The organism is Paenibacillus sp. PastM-3, assembly GCF_029893965.1.
In the GTDB taxonomy this organism is placed as follows: domain Bacteria; phylum Bacillota; class Bacilli; order Paenibacillales; family Paenibacillaceae; genus Paenibacillus_AQ.
This window is the reverse complement of sequence record NZ_JARXXP010000015.1, coordinates 1-20,233: the sequence shown is the minus strand read 5'-3', so window position 1 is coordinate 20,233 and position 20,233 is coordinate 1. Positions and strand designations below refer to the sequence as shown.

18 protein-coding genes are annotated in these 20,233 nt (G+C 52.3%); 3 read left to right on the top strand and 15 right to left on the bottom strand.

Annotation, left to right across the window (positions count from 1 at the left end; all coding sequences use genetic code 11):
- Window positions 1-86: 86 nt before the first annotated feature.
- The 4 genes from dnaJ to hrcA form a co-directional block, all read right to left on the bottom strand.
- Window positions 87-1,211, bottom strand: coding sequence for a molecular chaperone DnaJ (gene dnaJ / locus M2108_RS19715; RefSeq protein WP_277471178.1), 1,125 nt, complete (start codon window positions 1,209-1,211; stop codon window positions 87-89).
- A 119-nt stretch (window positions 1,212-1,330) separates the two neighbouring features.
- Window positions 1,331-3,166, bottom strand: coding sequence for a molecular chaperone DnaK (gene dnaK, locus M2108_RS19710; RefSeq protein ID WP_277471179.1), 1,836 nt, complete (start codon window positions 3,164-3,166; stop codon window positions 1,331-1,333).
- A 167-nt stretch (window positions 3,167-3,333) separates the two neighbouring features.
- Window positions 3,334-3,909: a nucleotide exchange factor GrpE gene (grpE, locus tag M2108_RS19705; RefSeq protein ID WP_277471180.1), complete on the bottom strand. Its 576-nt coding sequence runs from the start codon at window positions 3,907-3,909 to the stop codon at window positions 3,334-3,336.
- A gap of 49 nt (window positions 3,910-3,958) precedes the next feature.
- Window positions 3,959-4,990, bottom strand: coding sequence for a heat-inducible transcriptional repressor HrcA (gene hrcA, locus M2108_RS19700; RefSeq protein WP_068724831.1), 1,032 nt, complete (start codon window positions 4,988-4,990; stop codon window positions 3,959-3,961).
- 229 nt (window positions 4,991-5,219) lie between these two features.
- Between hrcA and M2108_RS19695 the strand changes: the two genes are divergently transcribed.
- Entirely contained in the window at window positions 5,220-5,942 is a 723-nt protein-coding gene (locus M2108_RS19695) for a hypothetical protein (protein WP_277471181.1), read from the top strand.
- A gap of 87 nt (window positions 5,943-6,029) precedes the next feature.
- Here M2108_RS19695 and M2108_RS19690 read toward each other — a convergent pair whose 3' ends face one another.
- The 6 genes from M2108_RS19690 to gpr form a co-directional block, all read right to left on the bottom strand.
- On the bottom strand, window positions 6,030-6,521 hold the full coding sequence (locus tag M2108_RS19690) for an N-acetyltransferase (protein ID WP_277471200.1): 492 nt from the start codon (window positions 6,519-6,521) through the stop codon (window positions 6,030-6,032).
- A 92-nt stretch (window positions 6,522-6,613) separates the two neighbouring features.
- On the bottom strand, window positions 6,614-7,786 hold the full coding sequence (gene hemW, locus M2108_RS19685) for a radical SAM family heme chaperone HemW (RefSeq protein ID WP_277471182.1): 1,173 nt from the start codon (window positions 7,784-7,786) through the stop codon (window positions 6,614-6,616).
- Window positions 7,787-7,918: 132 nt separating this feature from the next.
- The gene (gene lepA, locus M2108_RS19680) at window positions 7,919-9,733 is read right to left on the bottom strand and encodes a translation elongation factor 4 (RefSeq protein WP_277471183.1); all 1,815 of its coding nucleotides are present in this window, start codon (window positions 9,731-9,733) and stop codon (window positions 7,919-7,921) included.
- A 205-nt stretch (window positions 9,734-9,938) separates the two neighbouring features.
- A complete protein-coding gene (locus tag M2108_RS19675; protein WP_277471184.1) occupies window positions 9,939-10,412 on the bottom strand; it encodes a hypothetical protein in 474 nt (157 codons plus the stop codon).
- Window positions 10,413-10,429: 17 nt separating this feature from the next.
- Entirely contained in the window at window positions 10,430-11,764 is a 1,335-nt protein-coding gene (locus M2108_RS19670) for a stage II sporulation protein P (RefSeq protein WP_277471185.1), read from the bottom strand.
- A 183-nt stretch (window positions 11,765-11,947) separates the two neighbouring features.
- A complete protein-coding gene (gene gpr, locus M2108_RS19665) occupies window positions 11,948-12,958 on the bottom strand; it encodes a GPR endopeptidase (protein ID WP_277471186.1) in 1,011 nt (336 codons plus the stop codon).
- Between the two features lie 395 nt (window positions 12,959-13,353).
- On the opposite strand from gpr, the gene rpsT reads away from it, so the two are divergent.
- Complete coding sequence (rpsT, locus tag M2108_RS19660; RefSeq protein WP_277471187.1) at window positions 13,354-13,626, top strand: 30S ribosomal protein S20; 273 nt, start codon at window positions 13,354-13,356, stop codon at window positions 13,624-13,626.
- A gap of 159 nt (window positions 13,627-13,785) precedes the next feature.
- On the opposite strand, the gene holA is transcribed toward rpsT, so the two are convergent.
- The 5 genes from holA to M2108_RS19635 form a co-directional block, all read right to left on the bottom strand.
- Window positions 13,786-14,805: a DNA polymerase III subunit delta gene (gene holA / locus M2108_RS19655; RefSeq protein ID WP_277471188.1), complete on the bottom strand. Its 1,020-nt coding sequence runs from the start codon at window positions 14,803-14,805 to the stop codon at window positions 13,786-13,788.
- A gap of 486 nt (window positions 14,806-15,291) precedes the next feature.
- Window positions 15,292-16,542 (bottom strand): zf-HC2 domain-containing protein, encoded by a 1,251-nt coding sequence (locus M2108_RS19650; protein WP_277471189.1) that lies wholly within the window; start codon window positions 16,540-16,542, stop codon window positions 15,292-15,294.
- On the bottom strand, window positions 16,539-17,090 hold the full coding sequence (locus tag M2108_RS19645) for an RNA polymerase sigma factor (RefSeq protein ID WP_068724820.1): 552 nt from the start codon (window positions 17,088-17,090) through the stop codon (window positions 16,539-16,541). Before M2108_RS19645 ends, M2108_RS19650 begins: the two co-directional genes overlap by 4 nt.
- A 285-nt stretch (window positions 17,091-17,375) precedes the next feature.
- Window positions 17,376-17,615: a hypothetical protein gene (locus tag M2108_RS19640; protein ID WP_277471190.1), complete on the bottom strand. Its 240-nt coding sequence runs from the start codon at window positions 17,613-17,615 to the stop codon at window positions 17,376-17,378.
- Between the two features lie 280 nt (window positions 17,616-17,895).
- Window positions 17,896-18,537: a bifunctional 2-keto-4-hydroxyglutarate aldolase/2-keto-3-deoxy-6-phosphogluconate aldolase gene (locus tag M2108_RS19635; RefSeq protein WP_039876193.1), complete on the bottom strand. Its 642-nt coding sequence runs from the start codon at window positions 18,535-18,537 to the stop codon at window positions 17,896-17,898.
- A 355-nt stretch (window positions 18,538-18,892) separates the two neighbouring features.
- On the opposite strand from M2108_RS19635, the gene M2108_RS19630 reads away from it, so the two are divergent.
- The gene (locus M2108_RS19630) at window positions 18,893-19,846 is read left to right on the top strand and encodes a sugar kinase (RefSeq protein WP_277471192.1); all 954 of its coding nucleotides are present in this window, start codon (window positions 18,893-18,895) and stop codon (window positions 19,844-19,846) included.
- The last annotated feature ends 387 nt before the right edge of the window (window positions 19,847-20,233 follow it).

The following is a 20,233-nucleotide window of genomic DNA, read 5'->3' as shown; positions in this document are numbered from 1 at the left end:
TTTTTTATAACAACCGCTAACATTAGAAACCCCCGGCTCCGTGTTGTCGCACGAAGCCGGGGGTTTCTTAAGCTCATTTCCAAAACTTAGTCACCGCGAAAGGCGCGCTTCACACGATCAAAGAACGATTGCTCCTGCTCATGCGTGTTCTCGCCGTTGTAGGAAGCGAACTGGCGGAGCAATTCCTTCTGCTCTTCGCTCAGCTTGCTTGGCGTTACAACGACTACCCGCACATGCTGGTCGCCTGTGCCGCTGCCGCGCAGATGCGGAACCCCTTTGCCTCTGAGACGGAAGAAGGTGCCGGTCTGGGTTCCCGGAGGAATCTTGAGCTTCACCTTTTCGGTCAGGGTAGGAATTTCAATCTCGTCACCAAGCGCCGCCTGGGCGAATGTCAGCGGAACCTCGCACATGATATCATCGTTCTCACGCACGAAGAACTCATGGTTCTTCACACGGATGACAATGTACAGGTCACCCGCCGGGCCGCCGCGTGTACCGCCTTCGCCTTCACCGGTCATACGCAGCTGTGCGCCGTCATCTACGCCGGCTGGAATGCGTACATGGATCTTGCGTTGCTTCTTAACCTTGCCCTGGCCTGCGCAGGTCGGGCATTTCTCTTTGATGATTTTGCCTGTGCCGCTGCAATGGGAGCAGGGACGGCGGTTACGCATTTGTCCAAGCGGGGTATTCTGCACGAGTTCCTGCTGGCCGCTGCCGTGGCAGACGGAACAGGTCTCCGGCTTCGTACCCGGTTTAGCACCGGAGCCAAAGCAGGTATCGCAGGACTCTGTACGCGGAATGGTAATATCGGTTTCTTTGCCGAATACCGCTTCCTTGAACTCAATGGTCATTGTGTACTGCAAATCGCCGCCGCGCTGCGGGGCATTCGGATCACGGCGCCCGCCGCCTCCGCCGAAGAACATATCAAAGATATCGCCGAGTCCGCCGAAATCTCCGCCGCCGCCAAAGCCGCCGCCCATACCCTGAGTAGGATCAATATGGCCGTACTGGTCATAACGGGCGCGCTGCTGTCCGTCGCTCAGAACGTCGTAAGCTTCCTTTACTTCCTTGAACTTGGCCTCAGCATCGCTGGCCTTGTTGACGTCCGGGTGATACTGGCGCGCCAGCTTACGGTACGCCTTCTTTATTTCATCGTCAGATGCATCTCTTCCGAGACCCAGCACCTCATAATAATCGCGTTTATCTGCCACTGCCTTCACCTCCGTACATCAATACTCAAGTAGCCTCTGACATGTTAAAAGGAAAGCCAAAACACGGGATGCCCCGGTCTTGACCTTCCCTTCGTACAGAATAGACTTATCGTTTAAGGTTACCCTTGATTCTTCTCGTCGTCAACAACCTCGTAGTCAGCGTCAACAACATTGTCCTTCTTAGCGCCCTCTGGAGCACCTTCAGCACCTTGCTGCTCTTGTGCAGCCTGTTCATACAGCTTCACGGACAGCTGCTGTACAATCTCGGTCAGCGCTTCTGTAGCTGCATTGATTTCTTCCAGGTTGTCGGTTTCCAGCGCTGCTTTTACTTTGTCCTTAGCCGCATTTGCTTTCTCGATTTCGGAAGCATCCGCTTTATCGCCAAGATCTTTGATTACTTTATCTGTGGAATACACGAGCTGGTCAGCATTGTTCTTTGCTTCAACCAGTTCTTTACGCTTGCGGTCTTCCTCAGCGTGCAGCTCGGCATCCTTCATCATTTGTTCTACTTCAGCATCGCTCAGGCCGCTCGAAGAAGTGATCGTGATCTTCTGGCTCTTGTTCGTGCCTTTGTCCGTTGCCGATACATTAACGATACCGTTGGCGTCGATGTCAAAAGTAACCTCGATCTGCGGTACGCCGCGCGGTGCCGGCGGAATCTCGTTCAGCATGAAGCGTCCCAGTGTCTTATTGCCGTTCGCCATTTGGCGCTCACCCTGCAATACGTGAATTTCCACGCTTGGCTGGTTGTCGGCAAAGGTCGAGAAGACCTGCGATTTGCTTGTAGGAATTGTAGTGTTACGCTCAATCATCTTCGTGAACACGCCGCCTGCAGTTTCGATACCGAGGGACAGCGGAGTTACGTCGAGCAATACCACGTCTTTAACATCACCGGTCAGTACGCCTGCCTGGACAGCAGCACCAAGGGCTACTACTTCATCCGGGTTAACGCCTTTGTGCGGCTCTTTGCCGGTAAGCTTCTTGATCGCTTCCTGTACGGCAGGAATACGGGTGGAACCGCCGACAAGCACGATTCTGTTCAGGTCAGCAGGAGTCATGCCGGCATCGCTAAGCGCCTGGCGTGTAGGTCCCAGTGTGCGTTCTACCAGACCTGCAGTCAGCTCATCGAACTTGGCGCGGGTAAGGTTAACTTCCAAGTGCTGAGGCACGCCGTCAACAACCGTGATGAACGGAAGGGATACGGTGGTGGTCAGTACGCCGGACAGCTCCTTTTTCGCTTTTTCGGCAGCATCCTTCAGACGTTGTACAGCAGCCTTGTCCTTGCTCAGGTCAATGCCCTGTTCCTTCTTGAATTCAGCTACGAGGAAGTCCATAACCACCTGGTCAAAATCGTCGCCGCCGAGACGGTTGTCACCGCTGGTAGCCTTGACTTCGAAGAAACCGTCGCCCAGCTCAAGGATCGATACGTCGAATGTACCGCCGCCGAGGTCATAGACGAGAATGGTCTGGTCTTCGGACTTCTCAAGACCGTAAGCCAGTGCAGCTGCAGTAGGCTCGTTCACGATACGCAGCACTTCAAGGCCGGCAATTTTACCTGCATCCTTGGTCGCTTGACGCTGGCTGTCATTGAAGTAGGCCGGAACCGTAATAACGGCCTGGGTAACCGGCTGTCCCAGATAAGCTTCAGCATCGGATTTCAGCTTCTGAAGGATCATTGCGGAAATTTCCTGCGGAGAATAATCCTTTCCGTCGATGCTTTCTTTGTGGTTGGTACCCATATGACGCTTAATCGAAGCGATTGTGCGGTCCGGATTGGTAATTGCCTGGCGTTTTGCTGTTTCGCCGACGATCCGCTCGCCGTCTTTCTTAAAGCCTACAACTGAAGGGGTTGTGCGCGCGCCTTCCGGATTCGGAATAACGACAGCTTCGCCGCCTTCCATAACGGCAACGCAAGAGTTGGTGGTTCCAAGGTCAATCCCGATAACTTTACTCACTGTAATGTGCCTCCTCAGAAATATTATGGAGCCCCGGCTCCTGTAAATGGATAGTTAATTGAATAACGCTGATAATGATAGGGATCTGCACATAACAATACGGCCGGAAGCTTCCGGCACAGCATCTTCTGTGACAGGCATGTTGTTACCCAAGGTATATAGACAGGCTACATGCTGACTTTGACCATGGCCGGACGAAGAACCTTATCCTTCAGGAGATAGCCCTTCTGGACCTCTTCCGTCACGATGCCTTCCTCGTGCTCCTCGCTCTCCACCTGCATAATCGCCTGATGATATTCAGGGTTAAATGGCTGTCCTACTGTTTCCATGGCCGCAAGGCCTTCAGACTTCAATACCCCTTCCAGCTGACGGAAAATCATGTTGATGCCTTTGGTGAAGGCCTCAGATTCAGCGTTGCCCGGAGCAGTTACCAGTGCACGCTCAAAGTTGTCGAGTACCGGAAGCAATTCCGTAACGAGCTTTGAAGTTGCATATTGCGCCAGCTCTTCCTTCTCCTTCTGGGTGCGGCGGCGGAAGTTATCAAAATCCGCCTGTACACGCAACGTACGGGCCTGAGCTTCTTCTGCCAGCTCCTGGAGGCGCCTCACGGCTACACCGCCGTCTGAAGCCTCCTCGATGTCCGCCGTGCTCTCTGCCGCGGCTTCAGCCTCATCGGCTGCCTGGGCTTCATTTACTGCTTCATCTTTCAATTCATTCGGATCCTGAACCTGTTCCTCTTTCAAGTTGTCTTCACCTCCTTCAATTCATTCACGCAAATCAATTACACTCTGTTCACTTATACCAGTGTGCCAGCATCGCTGTCAAATCCCGGGATAAAATCCCGAGGATGCCCATCACACGGGCGTATTCCATCCGGGTCGGACCCAGAATGCCGATACTGCCCAGTGCCTTGCCGTCCAGTGAATATGTTGCTGTAATCAGACTGCAGTTGGCAAAGGCCTCATGCTTATTCTCCGTCCCGATACGGACCTGTATTCCGGTTCCGCCGGATGCGGGGGACAGCATCTTCAGCAAAGTCGGCGTCTCTTCCAGCAGATCAAGGATCGTCTTGACCTTATCAACGTCTTTGAACTCCGGCTGGGTCAGCATATTGGCTGCCCCGCTCAGATAGATACGCTGGTCATGATCGCTTTCGAGAGCCTGGTCAAGCACCTGCATCAATTCTTCGTAATGGGAGATGTGACGCTGCATTTCCTCGCCCAGTTCGGAATAGAGCTGGCTCTTCAGCTTGTATAGCGGTACGTTTACCAGCTTGCTGTTAAGCAGATTTACTACCTTTTCCATTTCGGAAAGGGAAATCTCCGGCGGAATCTGAACCGTACGGTTCTCTACCTGCCCGGTGCTGGTAACAATAATCGCCACAGCATTATTGCCGTCAAGCGGAAGGAGCTGAAAATGGCGCAGTGAAGTATGAAAAACCTCCGGTCCCAAGAGGATGGAAGTGTAATTCGTCATATTGGAAAGAATCATTGCCGCATGCTGGATAACCTGTTCCGTAGCATTCAGCTTCTCGGCAAAAAAGGCGCGGATCGTGCCCATTTCTGCTGTTCCTGCGGAATTCCACGGCACCAGATGATCCACATAATAACGGTAGCCTTTATGTGAAGGAATTCTTCCAGCCGAAGTGTGCGGCTGCTCAAGATAACCTAATTCCTCCAGATCAGCCATTTCGTTGCGGATGGTTGCCGGGCTGTAGCCCACATCACCACGTTTGGAGATGCTGCGCGAGCCTACGGGCTCTGCGGAAGAAATATAATCATCCACGATAGCATTAAGGATCATTCTCTGGCGTTCAGTTAACATGTTATTCCCTCCTATCGGCTGTGGCTCCGATTCGTTAGCACTCTACTCAGATGAGTGCTAACCACTAATACAAAAATACCAAACTGACCTTGAGATTGTCAAGTCAGATTCAGTCCGGATTTGGATTACAGCTTTATCAATTTTTAATCCAGATTCCGGAAATCCTCCGCAACCTCTGCCTCAGACTTTCGTCTGAATATAAAATATAGAAGAAATGGGGGTTTGCTCTATGAATAGAAAAATATACCGATGGATTATCCTGTCAGCCGGGCTGCTCCTGGCCGCTGCTGTTTTGTTTAACCTGAAAGGGACTGCCGGCCAAAACAACTGCTTTTACGGTGATGTGGATTATGCTTCAGTACTGCAGTGGGGTGGTGTTGTCTACAGCGAGGACTATGACAGTCCGCCCGGCAATGCTGTCAAAGGCCAACAGCTTGGCAAAATCACCTACCGCAGAGCCGACCACCAGTGTCCGCGTACTGAGATGAGGGATGGCGATTCCACTCTGCTGGAAGTTGGCACAGAGCTGTATGAAGTGAGCGGATACAAGACATCAGCCCGTTTATGGGCGGGGGACAGGCTGTTCGTGGCCGATAGTAATCCTGATGCCAGGACGCTCAATGATCTGCTTGATATCTCAGACAAAATAACAGCGGTCCGCTTTATCAGCGGAATGGACGGCACAACTCACCTTATGGACTTCACACCGGAGGCTGCTGATCTTTTTATAAAAGAGTTCCCCATGCTGAAATATATTCCGTTTGAACAGCTATATAAGGAAACCAAAGGCTGGGTTGGCGATAAATATTGGCTCGAAATCGAGCTGAAGGACGGGACTGCCATGCCCATCATATATAATACGCTGTCTCCCTCTTTTAATCCTCCTGCCTATGCTATACCTGAGCTTGCACAGCTTATTGAGCAGCAGCGCAAGCTAATCTATGCCAAGTAACCTAAAAAAGGCCGCTGTTCCCGGGACTGGCTCCCTGACGGACAGCGGCTTTTGTATATTGTAACGCGGCCGCATGCGGCTGCCTGCTTAATCTAATCTCTTCATTACGGCAATTTCGTCACAGGCATGCTGCTTCTTGCAGTTTACGCAATCTGTCCATACCTTCTCGGGAAAAATCTCCTTCTCCACTACGGTGAACCCGTTTCTGAGGAAGAAATCAACCGCATAGGTCAGCGCCATGATCTTGGGAATCCCCTGGCGTCTGGCTTCTTCCGTCAGCTTATCCAGGATCATGGAGCCGACACCCTTGCCCTTGCCTTCATCGCGCAGCCCAATGGAACGGACTTCAACGAGATCATTCCCGAGTCTGAACAGCGAACCGCAGCCCACGAACATGCCGTCAATCTCAGCGATGACGAACTGGTCGATCTGGCGGGTTAGTGCCTGCCTGGAACGGGGGAGCATAATTCCGCGCTGGGCGTACTCCTCTATCATTAAGTACAGCGGCTCCACATCCTCCACCGTAGCATTTCTGCATATCACTTTAGATTCTCCCGCAGGAGCCGACTGGCGGATCATTTCCGTCTTGACAAGCACTTTAACTCACCCCTCGTTGTTAATATGAATAAATATACAACAGGGTGAATTACAATTCAAGGGGTATTTTAAAATTAAACCTCTGTTAAAAGTCCGACAAATTCCCCGAAAACATCATTTCCGAACAGGATTCCCTGCTTGCTCAGCCGGTAGGTGTCACCGTCCCGCTCCAACAACCCGGCATGCAGCAGTTTATGCAGCGGTGCACCAAAAATTTCCTCCAACTTTTTGCCGAACTGGGCCTGGAACGCACTGCCTGATACCCCGGCACGCATACGCAGGCCGACCATCATAAAGTCCTCCATTGCCTCCTGCTCCGAAATCTCAAAGGAATCCAGACGCGGCAGGCCATTGCGTGAAGCTTCATTATAGGGATTGACGCCTTTGATATTGATATGCCGCTGACGTTTGACGTAGCCATGCGCCCCTGCACCAAGGCCGTAATAATCTTCATTCCGCCAGTACGTTATATTATGACGGCTCTCCATGCCCGGTTTGGCAAAATTGCTGATCTCATACTGGATATAACCTGCCTTCTCCATTTCAGACATGAGCAGCAGATACATTTCCAGCTCATCCTCTTCACTCGGCAGCGGCAGCTTGTTCTTATTGAACAAGGTATGGAACAGCGTATTCTCCTCCACCTTCAGGCTGTAGATTGAATAATGCGGCAGATCCAGCTCCAGCGCCTTGCGGACACTCTCCCGCAGCATACCCACGCTCTGGTTCGGCAGGCCGAACATCAGGTCTACCGACAGGTTATTCAGTCCCACACTGCGCGCATTCTCCAGGCTGCGGTAGACATCATCGACGTTATGAATCCGGCCGATTCCGCTCAGCAGCTCATTCTGGAACGCCTGAACCCCGAAGCTGACGCGGTTGACCCCGCCTTCCTTCATTACTGTCAGCTTCTCGATATCCGTAGTGCCGGGGTTGGCCTCCATCGAGAATTCGATATTGTCATCCCACTGCGGGAAATGCCGGCGGACCGATGCCAGAAAATAAGCCATCTCATCCGGCTTCAGCACCGTCGGTGTCCCGCCGCCGACAAAGATGGTCTTGATCACTCCCGGCGGAGTCTGCTGCACGGTCAGCTCCATCTCGCGGTCTAGCGCATGCAGATAATCCATTACCGGCTGATCCTTCAGCACATAGGAATTGAAATCACAGTAAAAGCATTTATTCGTACAAAACGGAATATGAATATATACAGCCTCAGGGGGACGGCCATTGTTATGAGCGGTCATAGCTGTCTCCTTTAAATTTTATTTAGTAGTGCCAATCTATATAGCCAGAAAAGGGAAGCCGTCAGGCTTCCCTTCAGTGTCTCCTTACTAATTACACGGTACGTTCCGCAAATGGAAAGCCTCGCAGCTTACCTATTCGTCGATCTTCAGAACCGCCATGAACGCTTCCTGCGGCACCTCTACGCTGCCGACCTGCTTCATGCGCTTCTTCCCTTCCTTCTGCTTCTCGAGCAGCTTCCGCTTACGCGAAATGTCACCGCCGTAGCATTTGGCCAGAACGTTCTTGCGCATCGCCTTAACGGTCTCACGGGCCACAACCTTGGTTCCGACTGATGCCTGGATCGGCACCTCGAACATCTGCCGCGGAATGATGCCGCGCAGCTTCTCACAGATAATGCGGCCGCGGTTGTAGGCACGGTCGCGGTGGACGATGAACGACAGGGCATCAACCTGCTCGCCGTTCAGTAGAATGTCCATCTTCACCAGATTGGACTGACGGTAGCCGGAAATCTCATAGTCGAACGAAGCATAACCCTTCGTGCCTGATTTCAGCTGGTCAAAGAAATCATATACGATTTCAGAGAGCGGAATCTGATAAGTGATGGTTACCCGGTTTGAGTCGAGATACTCCATGTTCACGAATTCCCCGCGCTTATTCTGGCACAGCTCCATTACTGTTCCCACGAAATCGTTCGGAACGATAACTGCAGCTTTGACATAAGGCTCTTCGACATAATCAATGGTTCCGATTTCCGGATAGTTCGACGGATTGTCAATCTGCATCATTTCGCCGTTAGTCAGCATAATCCGGTAGATAACGCTTGGAGCCGTTGTAATCAGCGGCAGATTGAACTCACGCTCAATCCGCTCCTGGATAATCTCCATATGCAGCAGGCCGAGGAAGCCGCAGCGGAAGCCGAAGCCGAGCGCGCTGGAGCTCTCCGGCTCAAAGCTGAGCGAAGCGTCATTCAGCTGCAGCTTCTCAAGCGCTTCACGCAGATCGTTGTAATCCGAGGTTTCGATCGGATACAGACCGCAGTACACCATCGGGTTGATCTTGCGGTAGCCCGGCAGCGGCTGCGGTGTCGGATTCTTGGCATCCGTTACCGTATCCCCGACACGGGTATCGCCGACATGCTTGATACCGGCAACGATAAAGCCTACATCCCCGATGTTAAGCTCGTCTACAATGGTCATGCGCGGCATAAAGGCGCCGACTTCAATAACCTCAAATGTTTTGTCGGTAGCCATCATCTTGATCTTTGAGCCGGCACGGATCTTGCCGTCCATTACGCGGACATAAACGATAACGCCTTTGTACGGATCGTAGTGGGAGTCAAAAATCAGTGCCTTCAGCGGCTCGCCGGCATTTCCGGTAGGAGCCGGAACCTGCTTGACGACCTGCTCCAGAATCTCCTTGATCCCGATGCCCGCCTTGGCCGAAGCAAGTACGGCCTCACTGGCGTCGAGCCCGATGACATCCTCAATCTCCTGCTTCACCCGTTCAGGATCGGCGCTCGGCAGATCAATCTTGTTAATAACCGGCAAAATTTCGAGGTTGTTATCCAGTGCAAGGTATACGTTGGCAAGCGTCTGCGCTTCAATCCCCTGGGCTGCGTCAACTACCAGCAGTGCTCCTTCACAGGCAGCAAGACTGCGTGAGACCTCATAAGTGAAGTCAACATGCCCCGGAGTATCAATCAGATTCAGCAGATACTCCTGGCCGTCGTCAGCCTTGTAAGTAAGGCGAACGGCCTGCAGCTTGATGGTGATTCCGCGTTCACGCTCCAGATCCATCTGATCCAGCACCTGCTCCTGCATTTCACGCGAGCTGAGTGCGCCCGTATATTCAAGAATACGGTCGGCCAGAGTCGATTTACCATGGTCTATATGTGCAATAATCGAGAAATTGCGGATTTGTTGTTGTCTTTTCTGAACGTCAGTCATTCCTTACCCCCACAGACAGCCTTATGTTAATCCACTTATTATAACAGTACGCGCTTCCCCCATCAATCCCGTGCAGCCGGGAAAGTAAAGAAAGCGGAGTACAGTGCCGTGATAACCACGGCTGTAAGGCAGGCGGGGATATAAAAAGGCCTAAGGGGAGGCCTTTTCTCGTCATAATGCAATTATGCTGTGCGCATACGGACGTTTACTCCGCCGAGTCGAACAGGGAGACGATCCAGCGGATGCTTTTCTGGGAAGCCCGCTGGAGCAGGCCTGCCGTTTTGTCAGCCAGCACATCAATGCCAGGCTGCTGTACTTCAGGGATCAGGATCTGCTCAGGAGTCAAACTGCTGTAGTCTTGCACCTCCTGCTGCGGCATACTGCCGCTGCCGGCAGGAGTCTGGACTGCTGCCGGCGGCTGTGCCGCAGGAAGTGCCGTATAGGCGCCGGTCACCGGATCAACGGCAACCGGCACATAGACATAGGCCGGGCTGCTCTGCACCGTACCGGATGCAGCAGCGGCGGCTTGCCCCGTCTGCTGCAATACCGCCGCTCCGTTCCAGCCGGGAGCGACCGGTGCTGTCCTCGCTGCGCCGCTTCCGCCAAACTGCATACCAACCAATATGCCGATACCGGCCCACAGGCCGATCACAACCAGCTTTTTGCCGAAACGGGACATTCCGGTTCACTCCTTTATCAGTTCTCAGATCCTGTACTTTTTTCCGGAGCAGCCGCCTTTTCCGCATCATGGCTGTCCCAGTATACATCGGCAATCGCATCAGCCAGCACTTCCGCTGTCCGCTTAAGCTCCTCGGCACTATTGTCGATTCCGCCTACTTCTATTAATACACTGTTGGGAGAAAGCGACTGATTATACTCCCCGTTATTCCCGTTCCCGGAGGATTTACCCCAGATGCCGCGCGAGAGCCCGGGATAACTTTTCTCCAGCAGCTGATGAATGGAATTGGCGAAGGCTTCATTCTTCTTCCAGTCTTTATTGGCGTGGCCAAGAATGAAATACACCTGCGCATAGCTTTTTCCGTTAATGACGGCTGTCGTTTTGCCATGCCGCTGCGAATCACGGTGGATATCTATCAGCTCGGTCATTTCCTGGTTGGCGGCCAGGGCCGCCTTGATGGTGATCCGTGAATATTTATAGGAAAAGTTCCAGTTGTAATCCGGCACTTCCGTCGCATAATCATCCTTGGCATGAACTGTACCGATTCCGCGCTGCTCCAGTCTGTCGGTAATGTAGGAGCCTACCAGCATCACGTTTTTGGAGGGGGATGCAGAACTCGGATTGTCATTTTCTGCTCCCAGCAGCGGATTATACGCTTCGCGGGGATGAGAGTGGTAGACCAGTACTCTTTTAATAGATGTATCCCCGGCCGCACCGTTGTCCCGGCCAGCTCCGCTGCTGCCTCCCTGCTCTGCAGAGTCCCCCTTATCCGGCGCCGCTGTCGGCTGGGGTTGCACTTCAGGATCATCCTCAGGCTTGTCCGTATCCGGATCAGCGGCTGCCCCAGGGTCCGGTTCTACAGCTCCCGGATCTGGCTGATCCTCCGCGCCGGCCAGCTCATCCGTCCCCGGATGATAGTCTGCAGGTGCGCCGGCTGTACCGCCCGAGCCTTCACGCAGCAGGAAAGGATCATCGGCTGCAAGTCCGGGCACTTCACGGGACAGCAGGCTCTTGGGGTTGCCGGGGTCTACACTGGTCAGCATGCGGAACACGAATGACGTTACTTTTGGCGCAGAGAAAGCCGACGGCTCTTCGCCTTTAGGCAGGTGCGGCACCTCCATGCCCAGCAGCTCCATAAAGAACCCGCTGGACAGGGATGCCGCCAGACCTTTCATGGAAGGAACAGGTGAAGAGTTCAGCTTCGTTCCGGCCAGTCCGCCGGCGCCAAGCAGCATGAAAAAAACAAGTGAACCTCCGGCCAGCAGCAGCATCGTCTTCCCCAGCGACAGAACGTCCAGCAGTTTTCCCCGCAGCCTGCCGATATTCCATAGCTGAAACCATTTTCTGTTCATTATTGTTATGTCCTCCTCCAGCCCTCTGTAATCTCTTATACTTCAAATCTATGAGCGTGGATGGAGTAGTAGAACCAAGGTAGAGGCAAATTAATAGAGCAAAAAAACCGCATAAGCGCTGCCGCTCGGGCTTTGCTCATACGGATAATCCGGACTATACATAATTTTCATATTAAAAACAGGTCAATGGGTGTACGCGCCGACATTTCCCGGATCCACCGCATCATGAAGGGCAGCATTCAGGCCGCTGGCTACAATGTTAGCGATCTCTTCAATAAACTCATCAATTTCCTTAGGCGTCACAATGAGGTCGTGCCCGAGCGGCTCCAGTACCTCCTTTACCAGCTGCAGCCGTTCCTGCTCCGAAATATCGTCCAGCATTCCCATAATCTCTTTGGTGTGCGCTCTGCCGTCTCTCATCTGGCCAAAATGATTGCTCATCATCTCCAGTACGTTGTTGACGATTGTTGATGCGTAGCACACTGTAGGGACTCCGATGGCAATGCACGGAACGCCCAGTATTTCCTTGGTCAGCCCGCGGCGTTTGTTGCCGATGCCTGAGCCTGGATGGATGCCGATATCGGCTATCTGGATTGTCGTGTTGATCCGCTCAAGCGAGCGGGAGGCCAGCGCATCGATGGCAATGATCAAGTCCGGCCTGGTGCGGTCCACGATCCCCTGCACGACCTCACTGGATTCAATACCGGTAAGTCCAAGCACCCCTGGAGCAATTGCGCTGACGTTGCGGTATCCCGGAGAGACCTGGTCAGGAACGAGCTCATAAAATTGCCGGGTGATCAGCGCATTCTCCACCACCAGCGGTCCCAGCGAATCGGGAGTTACATTCCAGTTACCCAGACCGACAATCAGCACCGAGGACTCCTTGCTGATCCCGATCCGGCTCAGAAACTGTTCAAATTCACGCGCGAACACGACTGACACCTTCTGCTGGAGCCCGGTATCCCCGCCGCGCAGCGCCGGAACCTCCAGTGTCACGTAATTTCCAAGCGCCCTTCCGATCGCCTGGGAGCCCGCAGCCGTGGCAACGCCAAGCCGTGTAACCTTGATCCCGTCCGCTTCCTCCACTTCTTCATTAACACCGGGAATCGGTGTTTTGTGCAGACCCTGGGCAAGTTCCTTCGCCTCCACCGCCAGGTCTGTGCGTACCGAATACAGCTGAAGATCCAGTTCCATCCTAGTTCAGCCTCCTAAAAGTATTGTTAGCATAAGCTTCCTTTGGGTATCTTCGTACAAAACTCGCTCCGGAAGCATACACCTAAGTTTTGTGAGCATGTCTTCCATGAGTCCTTCGTGCAAAACTCTTTGCGGAAGATTATCCTGGTGTCGGTAGTGTGCGAGAGATGCGCTGTGTTTATGCAGGATGACATGGATAAATCGCACTGCCGGGCAAAGTTTAATCCGTTATCGCCGGTAAGACCAGCTGCACAGCTTTTCATCCGGCCGGCCCCGGGGATCATCCAACGGTTTTCCATACGCTTTTTGTGTTGCATTTTGCCCCCGGGCGTGCTAAGATATTTTAAGTTGTGAATCATTTGATGATTTCGAATGTCTTCCAGGAGGTGAATGCAATGCCAAATATCAAATCCGCGGTTAAACGCGTCAAGACGATCGAGAAACGTCGTGCTCTGAACGCTTCCCAGAAATCCGCGCTTCGTACAGCTGTGAAAACTGCTGATGTAGCACTGGCTGGAACGGAAGTTGAAACTGCTCAAACTGCTTTCCAAGCTGCTTCCAAAAAGCTGGACAAGGCCGTAACTAAAGGTCTGGTTCATAAAAATGCGGCTGCCCGCAAAAAATCCCGCTTGGCGAAGAAATTGAACGCTCTTAAGGCTCAGGCCTAATTAGCGACTTTCATAATGAGCACTATAAGAACCTGACCGTTATCCTGCATACGGTTAGGTTTTTTTGTTTATATTCCCAAAAAAGAGCCTGCCTTATCCGCTGATTCAGCGTAAAGGCAGGCTCTTTGGGCCGGACAGAGGCGGCACCATCGCCGGGAGCTACGCTCCCAGGCGCAGCATAAACATTTCAAGACCAAGTACCTTGTCAATAGCACCTGTCTTCATCTGGTAATCCAGATCAGCCAGGCCGCTCAGAATCTGGCGCAGCCGCTGGCTGTCGAATTTGCGGGCCTGCTCTCCGGCCAGCTTCACGGCATACGGATGCACACCGATCTGCGAGGCGATCTGGCCCTGGGAGTAACTGAGGGCTGACAGGTCCTTCACCTGCAGGATGATCCGGAACTGCCGGGCAATCAGCGCGGCAATCTTGATCGGCTCCTCGCGCTGCTTCAGCAGCTCGTAGAGCGTACCCAGCGCCTTGTCGAGGCGCAGGTTGGCAATATCCTCCACCAGCGTGAATACATTCTGCTCCGTACCGCGGTGTACCAGGCTCTCCACCGCTGCTGCATCCACCGTCCCGCCGGCTCCGGCGAACAGGGACAGCTTGTCCATCTCCGCAGACAAGCCCTGCAGGCCGGTACCGGCACTGGCTACCAGTGCCTCTGCAGTCCCCGGCGCTACGGCACAGCCGCGGTCCTTAAACCCCTTCTCTACCCAGCGGAGCAGCTCTTCTGCACCCAGCGGATTAAAGGCCAGAACGGTTCCGGCTGCCTTGGCCGCTTTGACGATCTTTTTGCGCTCATCCAGCTTGTCGTTATTAACCAGAAATACAATTACGCTAAAATCAGCGGGAGCCTGCATATAATCACTTAACAGCTCAACGCGGTGTTCGATCTTGGTATTTTCTTTGCCCGCAGTAAACAGCGAGGCGTCCCTCACCAGCAGCAGCTTGCGTTCCACCATGAACGGAACGGTCTCCGCTTCCTCCACCACCGCCTGGACAGGCGTCTCTGAAAGGTCGAAGGGAATTACTGCAAAATCACGATCCTCTTTGGCGATCAGGTGATCCTCCAGAAAGGCCGCAAATTCATTCATCCGGAACTTTTCACTGCCGTAGAGCACATAGAGCGGTGAAATTTTTCCTTGTCTGATGTCCTTGGCCGCCGTTTTGGCATCCATCCTGCCACTTCCTTTTCCATTTCAATTCGGGCGAACCCTCAAATACACATACGTGTCTTTAGTTTAACAGAAAACGGGCTGTATAGGTTGCGCTTGATGCTTTTTTGTACTTACATGATCTGTAGAAGATAATAGCAATTTTGTGAATCTGCTATGGCTGCGACTGCGGGAAAAGCTTAGACTCCAGTCCATTGTTGACTGCTGACTGATGTCTTGATTGTTACCGCCACTCTTGCGGCATAGTCAATTTAACAGCTGTAAAACTCCAGAGCCGGCATCCAGCGCGAAAATGCAAAAACGGAGCAACCTCGGCAGCCAGGGCCAAAGTTGCTCCGTTTCAGCGGCGCATCTATATAAACGGCGAAAGCAAAAGGCTCTAGAAACCCCACTTCCGTCGGTCATACCGATGGAACTCGCAAATCGTGTAATTCCTGTCCTCTCACCATAGCATATTCGGGGTACCCTCAAAACGTTCCACCGAAGTAATTATTTATTGGCCGGAGCCGTACTTGCCGGTGCCGGGGTTGCAGTCGCCGGACTGCCAGGTGATGCAGATGGCGCCGGAGTAGCCTGACTTGCAGGTGCTGTATATACCTCTGTAACTTCAACACCATCCTGCATGGTTATATAAGTAAATTGCAGGCTGTCCCCTGACCAGGAACCGGATACCCAGGTCCCCTCCAGCGGAAGTGAGGTTACCGCAGTCCGTTCTTCCGGCTGTCCGTCAGCCGGAAGGCTGTATATTACCAGCTGCTGGCCGGCAAGCTCTGCCGCATAACGCCCGTCCGGAGAGCTCCACGAGCCGTGAGGGGATACAAGCGCCGGCAGAAGTCCCATAGCACCAGCCTCTTGTCTAGCCGGAGGCTGCTGCGGTTCCTGCGCAGGTGTGTCCGCTGTATCAGCAGGCATATCCGCCTCACTGCTGTTGAACATCTGGGCGTCTGATGCGTTGTTGGCATTCCCGCTTTTAACTCTGGCATCCGCCCTTGGAGCCGGCGTCGCTGCTTGTGTGTTGCGCGCAGCCGGCGTATTCCGCTTGGCGGAAGATGACTCGGTTGCTGCCGGGGCTGCCGCACCGGATTGTGCAGTCGGCGCAGCTTCCACCGGAGACGGAGCAGCAGTATCCGCCGCAGCGCCACCGTTCGAGGCATCTGCACCTTCAGAAGGCTGGATCTCCATCTGATACAGGGATGCATCGCCTGCCTCATCTCCGGTCGCAGTAGTATCCGCATTATCGGCAGCATTCATCTTGCTCAGCGGTTCGCTGCTCGAAGCTGTCTCAGCCGCCTGGTTCAGCGACATTTCCACATCTGCAGAAGGTAAGCGCTCCGGCATATTAAATACGGCAAACAGCAGGATAACCGCAGCAGCAACTGCGCCAATGCCTGTCCGCGTTGCCATGGAAGCTGCTCTTGAAGTTCCTTTGGCCTCTTTGCCATGAGTACCTTTACGTGTCATCGGTACAACCTTGCTGTCTTGCTCCGGAACTTCTGCATCTGAACCCCGAATACCGGAATCGATCTGCTCGAGCTGAGGCAGGATCGAGTCAACCAGACTAAAAGGAGGCTTAACATCCGGCAGCTGCTCCAATTGCTCAGAGAGCAGGGTCAGCCGGTCAAAGACTTCCGCGCAGGAAGGACAATTATCGATATGGCGGTACATTTCCACAGTCTCTTCGGGACTGAGATCATGATCCAAATAGCGGTGCATCCATTCTGTCACCTCCGTACACTTCATCCTGATACACCACCTTTCTGATACTCCTGAAGTCTATTTTGCAGCTGTTGCCTGGCCCGGAACAGGTATGATTTCACTGTGTTGAGCGGCAGGTCGAGACAGTCTGCAATCTCGTTGTAAGAAAAATCCTGCAAATATCGCAGTACAATCACCGTCCGGTGATGCTCAGGGAGCTGGTCGATGGCCTCGCGTATATCCTCCGCCAGATAACCCGACATCACCTCACGCTCTACATTATGTTTATTATCCTGGAACACCATTTCGTGCTCGTCGATAGACACAGTAGGCTTCGTTCTCCTGAATTTGTCAATACAGATGTTGGTCACGATCCGCTGAACCCATGTTTTGAACTGGGCCTTCTCCTCGTAGGAACCGATTTTGGTATACACTCTGATGAGCGCTTCCTGTGATGCATCCAGAGCATCCTGCTCATTATGCAAAATGTAGAAGGCTGTCTTATATACATGTCCTTCAATTTCCCGCAATAGGGTGATTAGAGCGTCGCGATCGCCCGCTTGAGCGGCTCTGATGAGTCCCTGCTCCACCACGAAGGTTCCCCCTCTCTATGCAATCTTACTGACGCGCAAGACTGCGGATTTGTTGCAAGCCTGTAATCAATATTTTAGAGATGCCAAACTTTACATAATACGCCTTGGGCCGGCACCGGTTCCGCTCCGGGGCACGGCCGTAAACCGGCCGTAAACCGCCCATAATCCTTACTAAGCATACAAGGGAAGCGCATAATCTTCAAATACTCTTTCGCAAAAGTTTATGACAAAAATGAAATCAAACAGGCTGCCCCCATAAGTACGATTACCCGGAGACAGCCTGGATTACTTAAACATTATAGTAGTGCACAGCATCAGCACAGCGTAGTTGTCCTTACCATCGTCATCCACTACATACATTTCTCCCTGTTCAAAAAGCTGCGGATGATTATGGTTTCTATGCAGGGCATACAGTTTACCGGCAGTTACTTTGCAGCCTCTGGCGGATGAAATAATCTGCACGTATTCCGCTTCTTCTTCATTTAACGTCCGGTACAGCGTCCTATACTTGTCATTTCCGGGCATGACGGGTCCCTCCATCTTCAGGGGCATTCTCAGAGCATCAGCAGACTGGAAGCTGCTTTTTCTGTAAGTATTGCCCGGAAGCCGGGGAAACCATCACGATTTTCATTTAGATGTAGGAAAAATAAAAAATAACCCCATAAAGCGGGGCTTTAGCAGGAAGCTGATTCAGGTACTTTGCAGGGATCCCAAACATACAAAAAACTGCCTCACCGTATAAAACGGAGGGCAGTCAATGTCAATGGATTATCATTTTATCTTCACGGGTGCTGCTCTCTAACTTTTACAGGCCCTTAACCTCTTTATACTTAGCCACATACTGTGCAGCCAGCTCTGTAATCTGGTCGTAGCGGCCTTCCTTGGCCGGAGCGGTCAGGTTACCCCCGATGCCGACAGCGATACAGCCGTTAGCAATCCACTTACCCATGTTGTTCAGATCCACACCGCCTGTAGGCATGATGTTAACATGCGGCATCGGCCCTTTGACAGCCTTCACATAATCCGGTCCGAAGGCGCTGCCCGGGAACAGCTTCAGCACATCCACACCCAGCTTCAGCGCTTCCTTCATCTCATTCAGGGTCATGCAGCCCGGCATGTAAGGAATGCCGTAAAGATTACACATCTTGGCGGTTTCTTCCTCAAAAGAAGGGCTCACTACAAATTCTGACCCTGCCAGGATAGCAATCCGGGCTGTCAGCGGATCAAGCACGGTACCTGCACCGATTACAGCACGGCTGCCGTATTCAGCCACCAGACGTTTGATTGCTACATCCGCATCCGGAGTTGTAAAGGTAACCTCAATATTGGTCAGTCCGCCCTCGATACAGGCAGCTGACATCTTGAATGCATCATCAGCGTTGTCAGCACGGATAACTGCCACTACACCGACAGAGGTAAGGTTTTGCAATACTTTTATTTTCTTCATGATTAACTTCCTCTCACTATAACGTAGTATGAAAAACAGACATAAAAAAAGAATATTTATTTAGATAAACTTTTTTATCTCATTTACTAACCTTCTTACGAAACCTTCTATGGAAATAGTAATAATAATCGTGCTAACAGTCAATACGTTTTTTTATCGCAGCAGATAACCCTACCTTTCAAACTGTCTAAACCCTTTATTTATAAAGGGTTTTTGTTCTGTCACATTTTTGTACTGAAAAATCAGGTGTCGGAAAGAGCGTTGTCTTATTGTACAAAACCGATTTATGTGATAATTTCAAATTACTAATCATTATACAGGGAGTCTCCGGATTGCCCTGGGGAGGAATTTAACGATGAGCAAACAACTTAGTGCTGTCACTTTTGGCGAGCCGATGGCAATGTTTTATGCGAATGAAGCAGGGCCGCTGCATGAGGTTACCTCATTCTCGAAGGCGCTGGCCGGGGCAGAAAGCAATGTGGCAACCGGCTTGTCCCGTCTCGAGCACACAACCGGTTATGTAACCAAGCTCGGTGAAGACAACTTCGGGCAGTTCATTGCAATGGCTTTGAGCAGAGAAAATATTGATACAGACAGCATTACTTTTACAAAGGAAGCTCCTACCGGAATGCTGATCAAGTCCAAGGTGCTTACCGGAGACCCCAAGGTTGAATATTTCCGCAAAAATTCCGCAGCATCCAAGCTGAGCCTGGCTGATTTTGATGAAGCCTATTTCGCTTCCGCCGGCCACCTGCATGTAACCAGCATCTCTTCAGCGCTCTCGAAGACCTGTCATGAATTCTCACTGCACGCTATGGAATTTATGAAAAAGAGCGGCAAAACCGTCTCCCTCGATCCGAACCTGCGCCCGACCCTCTGGCCTGACAAAGAGACCATGGTAGCTGCAATCAATGATCTTGCTACCCGCTGCGACTGGTTCCTGCCGGGCCTTGGCGAAGGCAAAATTTTGACCGGCCTTGAAACTCCGGAGGAAATTGCTGCTTACTATCTGGAACGCGGCGTATCCCTCGTTGTAATCAAGCTGGGTCCCGAAGGCGCTTACTACAAAACGGCTACCGGAGAAGAAGGCTACGTAAACGGCTTTAAGGTAGAAGAGGTAGTAGATACAGTAGGTGCCGGGGACGGATTCGCCGTTGGCGTAATCAGCGCCATGCTGGAAAAGCTCCCCGTAGCCGAAGCCGTACGCCGCGGTAATGCCATCGGCGCACTGGCCGTTATGTCTCCAGGAGACATGGACGGCCTGCCGACCCGCGATAAGCTGGAGAGCTTCATGAAGGCTGGCGTTTAAAAGCCGCTGCCCACTGGGTGCAAAGGATCAGCTATAGACAGCAATCATTCATCTACCAAAAGAGGAGTGCCCCTCGGCTATACGCCGGGAGCACTCCTCTTTTTTTCTTACAGCTTTTGCAGCGGTACCCTGGTGGCCGGACGGACCGTGTTAGTGGGATTTTTCCCTTTATTCACCCGCCAACTACCCTCTTCCTGCTCAGTTAGTGGGATTTTTCCCTTTATTCACCCGCCAACTGGCCATCTACAGCTCACTTAGTGGGATTTTTCCCTTTATTCACCCGCCAATTGACCTGGATCGTCTACACTTAGTTGGACATAAAAAATAAGGGCTTGTAGAATAAACCTATCAAGTTAAGGAGCGGAACTCTACAATGCCAAAACAACA